At 32.1% G+C, this 14569-nt stretch carries 12 protein-coding genes and 1 pseudogene; all 13 read left to right on the top strand.

From position 1 onward, the window contains the following. Positions 1-1190: pseudogene (locus tag ACVC5O_RS00285) on the top strand (hypothetical protein); the annotation flags it as partial. Positions 1191-1194: 4 nt separating this feature from the next. Continuing rightward, a complete protein-coding gene (locus tag ACVC5O_RS00290; RefSeq protein WP_452219458.1) occupies positions 1195-1908 on the top strand; it encodes a hypothetical protein in 714 nt (237 codons plus the stop codon). 42 nt (positions 1909-1950) lie between these two features. Beyond that, the gene (locus ACVC5O_RS00295) at positions 1951-2337 is read left to right on the top strand and encodes a hypothetical protein (RefSeq protein ID WP_452219459.1); all 387 of its coding nucleotides are present in this window, start codon (positions 1951-1953) and stop codon (positions 2335-2337) included. Between the two features lie 359 nt (positions 2338-2696). Next, positions 2697-3569 carry a TssN family type VI secretion system protein gene (locus ACVC5O_RS00300; protein WP_452219460.1) on the top strand — a complete coding sequence of 291 codons (873 nt, stop codon included), beginning with the start codon at positions 2697-2699 and terminating at the stop codon, positions 3567-3569. Positions 3570-3809: 240 nt separating this feature from the next. Then, a complete protein-coding gene (gene tssD, locus ACVC5O_RS00305; protein WP_452219461.1) occupies positions 3810-4196 on the top strand; it encodes a type VI secretion system tube protein TssD in 387 nt (128 codons plus the stop codon). A 100-nt stretch (positions 4197-4296) separates the two neighbouring features. Further along, positions 4297-4698 (top strand): type VI secretion system tube protein TssD, encoded by a 402-nt coding sequence (gene tssD, locus ACVC5O_RS00310; RefSeq protein ID WP_452219462.1) that lies wholly within the window; start codon positions 4297-4299, stop codon positions 4696-4698. A gap of 20 nt (positions 4699-4718) precedes the next feature. Then, a complete protein-coding gene (locus ACVC5O_RS00315; protein ID WP_452219463.1) occupies positions 4719-6512 on the top strand; it encodes a type VI secretion system Vgr family protein in 1794 nt (597 codons plus the stop codon). Between the two features lie 10 nt (positions 6513-6522). Beyond that, on the top strand, positions 6523-7884 hold the full coding sequence (locus ACVC5O_RS00320; RefSeq protein WP_452219464.1) for a hypothetical protein: 1362 nt from the start codon (positions 6523-6525) through the stop codon (positions 7882-7884). 2 nt (positions 7885-7886) lie between these two features. Next, on the top strand, positions 7887-12044 hold the full coding sequence (locus ACVC5O_RS00325; RefSeq protein ID WP_452219465.1) for a DUF6531 domain-containing protein: 4158 nt from the start codon (positions 7887-7889) through the stop codon (positions 12042-12044). Between the two features lie 4 nt (positions 12045-12048). After that, complete coding sequence (locus ACVC5O_RS00330; RefSeq protein WP_452219466.1) at positions 12049-12441, top strand: immunity 22 family protein; 393 nt, start codon at positions 12049-12051, stop codon at positions 12439-12441. Positions 12442-12863: 422 nt separating this feature from the next. Further along, positions 12864-13469 carry an RHS repeat-associated core domain-containing protein gene (locus ACVC5O_RS00335; protein ID WP_452219469.1) on the top strand — a complete coding sequence of 202 codons (606 nt, stop codon included), beginning with the start codon at positions 12864-12866 and terminating at the stop codon, positions 13467-13469. Between the two features lie 3 nt (positions 13470-13472). Further along, a complete protein-coding gene (locus ACVC5O_RS00340) occupies positions 13473-14051 on the top strand; it encodes a hypothetical protein (protein WP_452219467.1) in 579 nt (192 codons plus the stop codon). 173 nt (positions 14052-14224) lie between these two features. Then, on the top strand, positions 14225-14569 hold a 345-nt coding region (locus ACVC5O_RS00345), incomplete at its 3' end, for an RHS repeat domain-containing protein (protein ID WP_452219468.1).

The following is a 14569-nucleotide window of genomic DNA, read 5'->3' on the forward strand; positions in this document are numbered from 1 at the left end:
AAATAAGTTTTCCAAAAACTATATCTGGTCCTAAAACCATTGAGATAGACAAAGTTGCTGTTTACACAATAAATACTTATGGTGCCAATGCAACAAAAGCAGACAAAAACAATATACAATGGAGTCTCTACAATCAGGACGTTCCTAAAACCACCTACACGACTATAAATACAAAAAGCAAAGCAGGCCTATATACTTACGCAAAAATGGAATTAGTTGGCGATAACAACCAATTAACCATAGTTTTTGATAAAGCATTAAAAGGTAAAAAAGTACAAATAGAACCCTTTAGAGGCAAACCAGATATTAACAATGCTAAAGATTATGTACGTACAACAACTATTAAAGAACCAGCAACACCAAAAATAACCATTAGAGATAAAGCACATTTATACCTTAAAACTCAATGCGACAGTATAGAGAACGCAGGAGAAACCATAGACAATGAGTTTTTAAAAGGTGGTGGTTTTAAGTTAGAGACACCAAATACTATACATATTTATGAAAATGGAAAAATTAGTAAGCTAAATTTAGAGGGATTAAAGAAGGTTAAATACCGTTATCATGATAGCAGCACTGATGCTCATGATTTAGGTACTTTTAAAATTATTGAAGCAGACAAATTGAAGAATGGAAAAACTACCACAGGGTTTCGAAGCGATGCGGCTACTAAAACACTAACATACAACAAAACAGGTGTTGATGCAAAAGAAACCAGAATTTATGCTAATGGAGATGTAATTACTAAAGGAGATTTTCGTGTAAAATACAGAGAATACAAAAAAGATTCTGGAAAAATATATTTGGTAAAAATGTCACAATTAAATTATTCTAAAAGTAGTTTAGTAATAAAGTTCATCTGGCACGAAACATTGAGAATTTATTCTAATCCAGAGTTATACGCAGGTTTTATTGGAGCTTTAGCCGAGTGTAGTTTAACTGAAATTAAATGTACTGGCTCATCCTATGAAGATTCAAGCTGTTACCCAAGTACTACACATGTAAATGGTAATAGTATAGACACATCCTATTTGTCTAAAAAAACTGATGAACAAAAATTTATTAATGCTCTTTGGAAGTTTGGATTCAAATTACATTATGTTGGTTCAAGTATGAGTTATACACATGGAACAAAAGATAAGTATCACAACGACCATTTGCATTCAGGAAGTTTCACACCAAATTATTAATAAAATGAAAAAAACACTTTTTTTAATTTGTATTATATTCTTTGTTTCCTGTAAAACCGAAAACAGATTTAATAAGATACAAGAGAATCCTATTACTCAAAACAATCCAAAGAAACAAAGAAAATTATTTGATAGTTTGCCCTTTGGTAACCCAAAATTAAAATCATATCCTTTTAAAAAAAATACTTGGATTGATGATTTAAATAATAAGGATCTTCAAGATGCTACAATTTTTTTATACGAAGATGATTATAAAAAATTTAAAAACATTAAAAAACAAGGATTAAAAACCCTTCCATCAAAAAATAAATATTTTTTACTAAATAATAAAGAGTTAAATACTACCGAACAGTATAATTCAAATGGTAATTTATACTTATTATTTGAGAATATTAGTTATCGATTATGTTATTTAGAAGTTGAAATCACAGATATAGAAAATAATCTTTTTGAAAATCAAAAAGGAGGATTTCTTATAACTCTTGATAATAATGATAATATTATTGATAAAAAAAAATTTAATCAAAATTTATATAATACAAAAGAATCCACAGAGAGATGGAATTTTTCAAATTTAAAACTTTCATATATTGATAAAGAAAAGGTAATAACGACCTATACATTTTTATGTAAAGAATGGGATTTAAACTATGAATTTAAGCTTATAAATACTATTAAATATAAGATTAATAACAATGGATTATTCCTCAAATTATAATAAACATTTGACACAAAAACAGGCCTATATACTTACGCAAAAATGGAATTAGTAGGAGACAAAAACCAATTAACCATAGTTTTTGATAAAGCATTAAAAGGCAAAAAAGTACAAATAGAACCCTTTAGAGGCAAACCAGATATTAACAATGCTAAAGATTATGTACGTACAACAACTATTAAAGAACCAGCAACACCAAAAATAACCATTAGAGTTAAAGCACATTTATACCTAAAAACTCAATGCGACAGTATAGAAAATGCAGGAGAAACAATAGAAAACACGTTTTTAAAAGGTGGTGGGTTTAAGTTGGATGCAAAGCTATTTTGGACGGTCCCAATAAAAATGGAGAAATTACGCTTTACAATTTTTATGCAGTTTACAACAGAGAATCTTCAGCAACCTATGTTAGTAAATATAAAAATATAACCAACCTCTTCTCTACCTTTATAGATAAAAACAAGCACTAAATCGAAAATAGCCAAAATAGAACCACTTTTTAAAGAAAATAAGTTGATATTTAACTAAAATTAGTATCTTTATTTTAAGTTTTTAGGATTGTTTTAAAAAAAACAAAATATCAAATAATCCAAATTTACTTTTTTATCGTAATTATTAATAAGCAACTATAATTAACCATTAACTTTTTAAATTTATTATCCCTCTCAAAATATAATTTAATGAGTTAACATCTATTTCGTGTTAACCTCATTTAAGTTTCTTCTATTAAACAATAGTTATTTGAGTTATAAATTTTAAACTAACTATAGAAACACATAATGAATGCAATGACTAACGTTATAAATGGAAACATGTTTAAAGTCAGTTTGGGATTATTTATAATAAGCTCAATCATTCTTGGTTTAACAAAAAAAATTAGAACTCTTTTTTCTAAAAACAAAAAAACAGCAATTTTATATTTGTTGTTTATTCTTATCACATTTGCACTCACAGCCTTATTAAGTTCTTGTAAAGTGTTAAACGATACGCCTTTAAATAGTTTTATTGGCATGCAAGTGATGTTTTTAATATTAGGCTCTGTACATTTATATGTAATAGACAAATATTTTCCAGATTTAACAAAAGACAAATCAGGTTTTTTTCATGAGTTTCTCTTTACAATTATTATTCTTTGTATAGGTCTTATTGCTTATTCCAATGTTGTAGATCGTTTTAGACCTTCTTTTAGCTTATTGTTTTTAGGCGCAAGCTTGTGTTTTATTATTCCTTTTCTTGTAAAAAAATTATATGAGTTTGCGTATGGTATCCCAGTTCCTGTTTACAAAAAATGGCTTTTTCCATTAGATAACAGTATTAAGGATCCTACAAAAAACGAACTTATAAATCCTGCGGTTATTAGTTTCGAGTTTCAGAAAAAACATGGAGATAAAGAAATTACAAATTTCCGAATCAAAGCTCCTGAAAATATGGAGTTTGGCAAATTGTTTTATTTCTTTATAAACGATTATAACGAAAGACATCCAGAAAGCACTATAGAGTACCTTAAACCAGAAAACATGCAACCTCAAGAATGGATTTTCTTTTTTAAACCTAGTTGGTTTGGTTCGCTTAAACATATTGATTTTACAAAAACAGTTACACATAATACCATTAAAGAAAACGATGTCATAGTCTGTCAACGAGTGGACGACTCTAATTAAATTATAATAGTTCCCCTTTCTTACAGAACCATCCCTGTCTGTAAATTTTACCTACACTAATTGATTAGCTATCAAATAAAATAAATGCGTTAAATAGTTAACCTTTTATTTTAATAGCTATTAATAATTAACTAAGTTAAATCCTTGAATTTTAACTTATTAAATATAAATAAGAGACTAATAACCAAGCGTAAGCTTTTTAAATAAGTAAATTAATTAATCCATTAAAAATCAATTATTATGTCATTTAAAGCAAAATTAGCCGTTAGCGGAAAAGAGTACAACGTACTAAACTGTAGTTACGAACTACACCAAGAAACAGATGCAACAGGACGTCCTTCTTCTATAACTAGAGGAGGTAAAATTGTTCTAACTGTAGAGTCAACAGCAGACACCTCATTATCTGATTGGATGTTCAACAATTTTGAGCGTAAAGATGGTTCAGTAACTTTCTTAAAGAGAGACACAGATGCTAAATCTAAAGAATTAAAATTTACTGAAGCTTACATGGTAAGATACAGCGAATCTTTTGACCATTCTGGAGACAATCCAATGGCAGAAACTATTGTAATCTCTGCAAAATCTATTGGAATTGGTAATGGAGAGCACATAAACGAGTGGGTTTAATTTAATCTAACCAACCTGTTTTTAATGTATAAAATTTAAGGAGTGTAGTAACGCCACTCCTTAAATTTAAATACGCAACAAAAATTTAAAACTAGCAATCATGTCTTTTTTAGCAAAGTTAACAATCGATGATCAGGTATATAATATCCTGTCATATTCCTTTGAGATAGATCAACATGTACCTTATGGTGCAGCCAGACCTGGTGGTTTACCTATTATTAGACATTTGCACCTCACCATAGAATCAAATAGCGACGATACTTTTTTTACGTGGAGTATATTCCCTCACGACCAAAAAGATGGAGAAATCATATTTTATAAACGAGATGCGATGGCAAGCTCACGTAAATTAAATTTTACAGGAGCCTATTGCGTAAATTATACCGAAAAATTTGAAAGTAACAGTGTAACTCCAATGATTATGGGTATCACACTTTCTGTAGAAATGCTAACACTAAACGATAGTGCAGAATACGTAAATCCTGAAAACAGAAACTTTTAAAATTAAAACAAACTATAGTTATGGCGCTATTATCCACAACAAACATTAGTATAAACGGAAACCCTCTTCCCTATTATAGTAGTTGTAGTTTACATCAAGAAATTGGTGAGCATCACACTATGGAATTACATTGCCTATTAGATACCATCCAACGCTTTTGCGATAAAAATGGTCTTGCTATAGAAGATTTGTTAAGTCAAATAATTACCATTGAAACCAAATCGTTTACAGATTTAGAGCATCAAGGTAATTTTAAATTTAAAGGCATAATAACTGGCCTTAATTACAAAAAAGGACTCCACTCTAGCGAAGGAGATTTTGTAGTTATAAAAGCTAAAAGTCCTACAATAATATCAGACGATGGACCACATCACACCTCATATAGCGATATGAGTTTTATTGATATTATGGATAAAACGTTTACTAGCTACGATTCCTCAAAATTGAAAATAAACACGTCTGATTCTAAACTATCAGAACCACTAATATATACAGTACAATACAACGAGAGTTGTTTTAAATTTGCGCAACGTTTAGCTGCCAGAAACGGAGAATGGATTTATTATAATGGAGAAGAATTAGTTTTTGGACTAAATAACGATGGCGAAGAGTTACAACTACAATTAGGTAGAGATTTACTAGATTATAATACAACACTAAACCCAATTCCGCAAAATTTTAATTATTATACCAACGATTATCTAACTAACGATGTGCACGAAACCCCTTCTTCTTCTGCGAAAAGCGAAAGTGATGGTAATTTCGCGATTGTTAATGATAGTTCCAAAGAATTATATACCAATCCAACCAAAATTTGGGTTAACATATCTGACGATTCTACTGCAAAAAAAAGATTAGATAACTACGTTAAGTTACAACAAGAAGCTTTACAGACTAATCAAATTACGGTCTCTGGTTCAACCAGTAATCCTGGAGTAATGCTAGCAAAAACAATTAAAATCTCCCAAAGTACATACAGAGTAACAAAAGTAACGCACTCCTACTCTAGCAACGGAGAATACGAAAACTTTTTTGAAGCAGTTTCCACAAATATAGAAACCTACCCAAAAACAAATGTGAATGCATTTCCTTTTGCACAAAGTCAAGTCGCAAAAGTTGTAGAAAATCACGATCCTGATGGAATGGGACGTGTTAAAGTACAATTTGTGTGGCAAAAAGCAGATGGCCTTACCACACCTTGGATAAGAAACGTCTCGCCAAGTGCATCCATTGGACAAGGGTTTTTCTTTATTCCAGAAATAGACGATGAAGTTCTTGTAGATTTTGAAGGTGCAAATGCAGAGTGTCCTTACGTAGTTGGTGGTTTATACAACTCGCAAGCAACACCTCCATCTGGTAGTGCTAATGCAGACAACCATATTAAAATGCTTCAAAGCAGAAGTGGTAGCTTTTTTAAACTTAATGATGAAGATGGTAGTATCACTATTATGGATAAAGCAGGAAGCTCTATTGTTTTAGATGGTAGCGGAAACATTTCTATTACAGCAGCCGAAAGTTTAACAGTAACTGCTGGCAAAGAAATTAGTACTACCTCTTCAGAAAACACAACTGTGGTTTCTGGTAAAGAGCTAACACTAGAGTCTGCAATGAATGCTACTCTAAAATCTGATAAAGCCATACTTATTGAAGGCGCTACAGGTGTTACTGTAAAAGATAAAGTAAAAGTAGATGTAGAAGCTCCAAATGTTGGTGCAAAAGGTAAAATAGGTATTAAATTAGAAGCTAAAACTGTAGATATTAATGGCTCTGCAATGACCAACGTAAAAGGAAAACTGCTTAACCTAAACTGCTAATAAACACACCATGAGCAATGAGCATAATCCCATAGCGCTTTTAATAAATAAACTTCAGGATAAATGGAATACTGAGGTTGCTCCTAACGAGCATATTAAATTAGCACGTTGGATTATTAAACCTAACCAACACAAACTATACGAAGGCTTTTTAAAATTAGAATCTACGCAACATGGTAGCATTCCAGATATGCTGTTAGTGTTACTTCCTGCTTTTACTAGTGAAGAAGAACATAGTAAAGTACTAATTAAAGAATGGATTGCAACCTACCAAAAAGAGCAAGAGCTTATTAAACAATACAGTCAACAAGCTTCAACTACATTTAATTGGGATGTGGACGCTTTTGAGAAAAAAACATCCGATAATTCTAACGCTAACACGCTGTTATTGTTAGAGATGCTTCAGAGTTTTCAAAAAGCACTTCAAAACAACCAACCCTTTACATTAGCATTATTCCCTTACTCTGTGGACGATACTAAAGCCTATTCAAAATGGTTACATAGTGTTTTAAAACACGACATTCCTGAGCATGTAAAAATTATGATTTTTGATCATGAAGAAGAACGTTATTTTGATACCATTTGCGATAAATACGAAGACCACTCCATTTCACTTGCAGTCCCTTTAGATTTACAAGGCGCAATTAATAAATTAGCCAGTCAAGGCAACCCAAACGATCCCGAAGTTCAATTTAGACAATGCATAATAAAAATGTCTAAAGCTGTTGAAAACAATAACAGAAAAGAAGTCGATAAATGGGGAGAAATAGGGTTAGAAATTACACAAAAAACAGGCTCTAAAAGCATGTTCTCTACAGCTCATATTATTTATGCTTCAATGCTTTTTAATTTTAAAGACTTTGAAAAAGTAGATAGTTTATTGCATAAAGGGTTAGCCTTAGCCAAACAAGGATTACAAGCAGAGGACGATACTTGTAAAGCCTTAATAATACAATATTACGGCTTTCAAGCAAGCTCACAACAACTTCAAAAAAAATACGAAGAAGCAACCAATTTGTTTTGCAAGCAAGCAGATACAGCTAGCGAAATTGGGTATCCTCAACAATCATTAAACGCTTGGTGGATGGCGTATAATGCCATTAAAAAACGAGATAAAGACCGTTATAAGTCTATTGTAAAAAAAGCATATACAAATGGAATTACATTAGATAAAGACACTCTAAAATCGACTAGCATGTCCTTTATTGCTGCAGATTATTATAACATTTTAGAAAAAGAACGACAAGACGAAGACTGCCAAAATGTACACTCTTTTATGGAAGAGTTAGAGGGCAAACAATGGCGAGAACAGGTTGAGGAACAGCGTAAGGCTATGGAAAAGAAACGATTTTCAATTTCTAACTGGTTTTAATTATGCTATTAGCCAATAAACATTTTACGCCAGTTATAGGAATCGATATTCATATCGTAATTATTCCGCCAGGCATTCCTACGCCTTTACCACATCCTTTTATTGGTATGGTTCTGGATCCTGCAGATTATATTCCTTTTATAGGCTCTACAGTTAATGTAAACGCTACGCCTCGTGGTAATAGTGGTACGTCTGGTATTATTGGCACAGTAATTCATATTCCAATGGGTGGACCATTTGCTTTGGCTCCTATGATTGGTCATGATTCTATGAACTTTTTTGGAAGTACAACCGTTAGTGCAGAAGGGTCCTTTTTTTCGCCAGCTGGTTATATGACCATGACGTGTAATGATATTGGTTTACCCTTATCCTTAGCGCCAGGAAAAAAAATGAAACCTATTCCTAGTTTATATTTGCCAAGTTCTGCCACAATACCTGTTCCTGGAGGTATGCCAGTTATGGTTGGTGGACCTTATGCGCCAGATTTATTGGGTATGCTTATGGCACTAGTTATGTCTTATGGAATGGGAGCTTTATTTAAAGGTCTTGGCAAAGTGGCTAAAAAAGGACTTAAAGCATTAAATAAAAAAGTACTTAAAAATTTTAATTGCACCAAAGGCCTTTCTGATGCATTATGTAAAAAAGGCTTTGAGCCTGTAGATCTTATTACTGGTAGAATGTTGTATGAAGGTGAAGACTTTCAGTTACCTGGCATCATTCCTATCCAATGGAAAAGAAGTTGGTATTCAGACTCTGCTTACGACGGCTTATTAGGACATGGATTTCATAATAATTACGACGTAGCCCTTCATATTAAAAAAAGTGAAGACGCTATAATTATGATGCTTCCAGATGGTAGAGCAACCGTTTTTCCTTATATAATTACTAAAAACGAGTCTTTTTATCACAGATCAGAAAAATTAACACTCAGTTTTTTAGACCAAAACACCTATCTGGTAAAAGACCATAATACCAATTTAACCTATACATTTAAAAAAATTGGCGACGAGTTTTACAGACCACAATACTTAAGTAATTTAGATGGTGTTGCTATTGAGTTTAAATACAATGCTATACAGCAATTAGAACAAATTATTGACACTGCTGGTCGTAAAATCAATTTACAATTAGATGCTAATGGTAGAGTAACCTTAATTACTGCTACACATAATGGGTTTACACGTACTCTAATTGAATATGGTTATAATGAAGAAGGCGATTTAACACAAATTACAGATGCCGTTGGTAAAACCACAAGTATGGAATACCAAAACCATCTTATGGTGAAAAAAACCGATAGAAATGGACAAGCATTTTATTGGGAATACGATGGTAAAACCACAGGAGCAAAATGTATTAAAACTTGGGGAGACCATGGCATTCTGTCTGGTACTATCCAATATGGTAAACAACACAATATAGTTACCAATTCTTTAGGGAAACAAACTATTTATTATTTTAATGAAGACAATCTTTGTATTCAAGAAACAGATGCTTTAGGTGCTCATATTTTTCATGAATATACAGAGTACATGGAGCCTTACAGAGATATTGATGAAGAAGGCAATGTAACAGGTTACACCTACGATACTAGAGGAAATTTAACAGGAATACACAAACCAGATGGTAGTATTGTTACCTTTATTTATGATGAAGACGATCGCGTAATTTCAACTATAAACCCAGAAGGTGACTCTGCTTCTAGAATTTATGAAGACGATAAGTTGTACGCAACCATGAGTGCAAATGGCGCAGTAACAGCGTTTAAATACAATGCCTTAGGTCAAATAGAAACTGTTACCAACGAGCTTGGTAACGAAACCATTTTAGAGTACGATAACGACCATAACCTTGCTGTAATGAAATTACCAAATGGTGGTTTCTCTAAATGGACGTATGATGCTTGGGGAAGATGCATTCAAATAAACAATTCTGAAAACCATAAACAAAGCTTTTTTTATGACGAATTGGATCGTATTGAAAAAATACAACAAGCCGATAGAAATTTAATTAAGTTAGAATATAATGCTTACGACGAGGTTATACAAACCATCGACTCTAAAAAACGACACATCAGCTTTGATTATACACCATTAGGAAGCCTAAAAATGCGCGAAGAAAATGGTAAAAAAGTACATTTTAAATATAATACCGAAGAGCAACTTTTAGCCATTACCAACGAGCATAAAGAACATTATTTATTTGGTAGAGATAGTAATGGTGCCATAATTCATGAAACCGGTTTCGATGGCTTGCATAGAAAATACATTAGAGACAGAGCAGGAAAAGTACTTAAAGTAAAACGACCAGACAATCGTTTTACAGAATACGAATACGACCTTAATGGTAATATTACTAGAGCCGAATATTACGATGGCACTTGGGAAACCTATAGTTACAATAGAAACGGACAGCTAATTGAAGCCATTAACCAAGACAACCACGTCCAATTAATACGCGACGAGGCAGGACGCATTATTAAAGAAATCCAAAACGGAGAAGAAGTAGAAAGTAGGTATGGCGAACTTAATAACCGAACACAAATTACCAGCTCCTTAGGCGCAAACATTACTATAGACCATAACAAACTAGGGTTTATAAACAAAATTTCTGCTACAGCTGAAGCTAATGAAAATATTGAAACCAAAGCATGGCAAGCCAACTTTAAATACAATAGTTTAGGACAAGAAATTGAGCGTAACTTACCAGGAGGTATTATAAATACTATGGAATACGATTTTGCTGGCAGACCAATAGCACATAAGGTAAGCCAAGCACATAAAGAATCCAGACACAGAACCTACACTTGGAATGTAAACGACCAACTCCATAAAATTACAAACCAACTCAACAACGGAATTGTAAATTTTGGTTACGACGATTTTGGCAATTTAGCCACAGCACGTTACGAGGATAAACAATTTGATTACAAATTACCAGACGAAGTTGGTAATTTATATAGAGATAAAGGCCAAAATGACAGAACCTATAATAAAGGCGGACAGTTACACAAAGCCAATGGCAATACCTATAAGTACGATGCCGAAGGTAACCTAATAACCAAAATCACCAACACAGGCAATTGGGATTACACTTGGCAAGGCAATGGCATGCTTAAAAGTGTAACCAAACCTAACAACGAAACCATAAGTTTTGAGTACGATGCCTTAGGCAGACGTACTGCTAAATTAAAATCAACATCTCGCAGTATTGTCTCCCTGAGCGCAGTCGAAGGGTCTATAGATAATAAAGCAAAAATTACACGCTTTATTTGGGACGGAAACGTACCTCTACACGAGTGGCAATACAACTTAAAAGACAGACCAAAACTAATAGTTAACGAAGAAGGAGTGCTAGAGAACGACAAACCAGAACCATTAGACAACCTAATTACTTGGATTTTTGACGAAGGTACTTTTAAACCTGCCGCAAAAATAACAGCCAACGACACCTACTCTATTATCACAGATTATTTAGGGACTCCTGTTGAAATGTATAATTCTTCTGGAGAAAAAACTTGGGAAGCAGAGTATGATATTTACGGTAAAATACGTAAGTTAGCAAAAGGTGTTGCAAGTGATTGTCCGTTTAGATACCAAGGACAGTATGAGGATGAGGAAATTGGGTTGTATTATAACCGTTTTAGGTACTATGCTGCTGAGGAAGGGGTTTATATATCGCAGGATCCTATAGGATTGGCTGGGAATAATCCTAATATTTATGCATATACGAAAGATAGTAATTCATTCATTGACCCTTATGGCTTAGCTCCATGGTCAAATGGAGGATTTAATGATTGGTTTAATAATGCGTCACCACAAGATATTCTTAATAATAAATCATCTGTTGAAGGTGCCTTAAGAGGTAATGGTGGAATGCATGAATTGTTTCCTGTTTCACAAGCCGCAAAAGCAAAAGAACTAGGGTTTACAGCGGAAGAATTGAAAAAGATGAGTGTTGAAACAGATAGAATAACATTCACAAATGTGACAGATTCTAAAGGCAATATTGTACCAGACGGTCCGCATCACAATAGTAGAGCAGGTAGACATTTTCACAACAAACTAATTAAAGATCTTGATGGTGCTAAAACCAAATTAGACGCTAAAAAAATTATTGCAAGACATCATAAAAATCATATGAAATTAAAGTGTAAATAAAATTATGGATTATCTAGATAAAGTATATTTATGGTTAGGTCTTATAGATTTAAATCAAAATGATTTCAAAGAATATTTTAAATTAGATTATTCTGTAGAAGGTAATTTTGAAGACCCAAATTATAAAATATGTGGGTTTTGTGAGGATATTGGTGAACTCTGGTATGATCAAGATTTAATAGGTTATATAAAATATGATGAAAAAATGACAGTAATTGATATCTTAGAAGAAGCTCCAATTGACGAAGATTGTAAAGATAAAATAGTCTCTATAACAAAGAGTTTAAAGTTAGAATTGGTCAATGCTATTTATTGGTATTCAGGAAAAATAGATGAACCTAGTAAAGAAAAAACTTATAATGGTCTAAAGTATATAGGTGAGTTTAACTTGGACTAATTAATTACATTAATTTTGTCATACTTAAATAGCTTCGGATTTCAAAGGAAAATAAGATTTTATAAAGTTCTCTAGTCTTTACAACGGAATTGTTTTCCCTTTTAAAGTTTTTTTTAAAATGATACTTTTTATGAAGTTTCAAAATTACCCGCTTTATTTGGGACGGAAATGTACCTTTACACGAGTGGCAATACAACTTACAAGACAGACCAAAACTAGTTGTTAACGAAGAAGGAGTACTGGAGAATGACAAACCAGAACCAACAACCAACCTAATCACTTGGATTTTTGATGAAGGCACCTTTAAACCAGCTGCAAAAATCACAGAACAAGACACCTACTCTATTATTACTGATTACCTTGGCACACCTGTTGAAATGTATAATAGCGAAGGTGAAAAAACGTGACAAGCAGAATACGATATTTACGGTAAAATACGTAAGTTAACAAAAGGAGCAGTTGGAGATTGTCCGTTTAGGTATCAAGGGCAGTATGAAGATGAAGAAACTGGGTTGTATTATAACAGGTTTAGGTATTATGCTGCGGAGGAAGGGGTTTATATATCGCAGGATCCAATAAGGCTACATGGAGGAAATAATATTTATAGCTATGTACATGACTGTAATAGTCGAATTGATCCTTTTGGACTAAATGGTTTAAATTTTTTACAAGAATTAGCAAATGACGCACATAGTACCTTAGGAAACGGACAAGGTTTTAGTACAACAGCTGTAGGTGTTGATGCCAATGGTAACTATTTTGTTTCTTCGAGTAGTCCATATGTACCAAGACAAATTAAGGATTGGGCTGATGATATGGGTGTAGAAGTGATACAAAGCAAAAAACCAAACGTTCATGCTGAAGAGGCTTTGGTTAAAGCAAATAAAGGAATTACTGAAATAGAGCCTAATAGAAAAATTTGTATTGATTGTGAGGAACTCATGGATAGTAAAAAAGTTAAATTTGAAACAGCTACATCTGGTAAAAAAAGCAAAGCCAGGTTACCTGGAGGTAAATATTGTAACTAAATTATGAATAAATTAAATTTTAGGTTTTTAGACTTATCAGAAGAGAATGGTAAAAAACTAGCTCTCTTTTCACTTGGACGCATTAATGGATTATATAAACTTTTTTTGGAGGAAATTAAAAATGAGAATTTAATATTTGATATAGATTATAATAATGGTTATTCTACTTTAATAAATATATATGAATTCTTATTTTTAAAAAATCAAACTAATTCTCAGATTATTAATTTTAAAAATGAAATAGAAAAGTATGCTATTGATTCAGAATTTTATAGTAGTTACCAATCAACAATTCTTACTCAATTAATATTAGCATATATTTCAACTTTAGATTTTTATATATCAAAAAATAATCTTTTGTTAAGAGATATTCATTATAATATAGAAGAAATTATAAACATAATAGAATCTGAAAAATTTTATAAAAAAAATCCAGAGGGAGATTATGAGGAAAGTGAAAAATTTATAGATAAAAAAATAGATATTAATACTAATATTATTAATAATTTTTATTCAAAAATAGAGGGTTTAGATTATACTGAATTACAAAATGAAATAGAGAGAAATATAATCGAATTTTAATTAATAATTATAAGTAACTAAAATTAGCATATAAAAATTTGTGAATAAGTTTATTCAAATTTTAAAAGAAACTCACAAGTATTTTCAACAAATTTGTAATTAGAATATTATTTTTTAAATTAATACTGAATATAGAAATTTATTAAAATAAGTTGTCTTTAAAAGCCAATGGCATGCTTAAAAGCGTAACCAAACCTAACAACGAAACCATAAGTTTTGAGTACGATGCCTTAGGCAGACGTACTGCTAAATTAAAATCAACATCTCGCAGTATTGTCTCCCTGAGCGCAGTCGAAGGGTCTATAGATAATAAAGCAAAAATCACCCGCTTTATTTGGGACGGAAACGTACCTCTACACGAGTGGCAATACAACTTACAAGACAGACCAAAACTTGTAATTAACGAAGAAGGAGTACTAGAAAAAGACAAACCAGAACCACTAGATAACTTAATCACTTGGATTTTTGACGAAGGTACTTTTAAACCTGCCGCAAAAATAACAGCTAACGACACCTAC

Source organism: Lacinutrix salivirga (assembly GCF_053604675.1).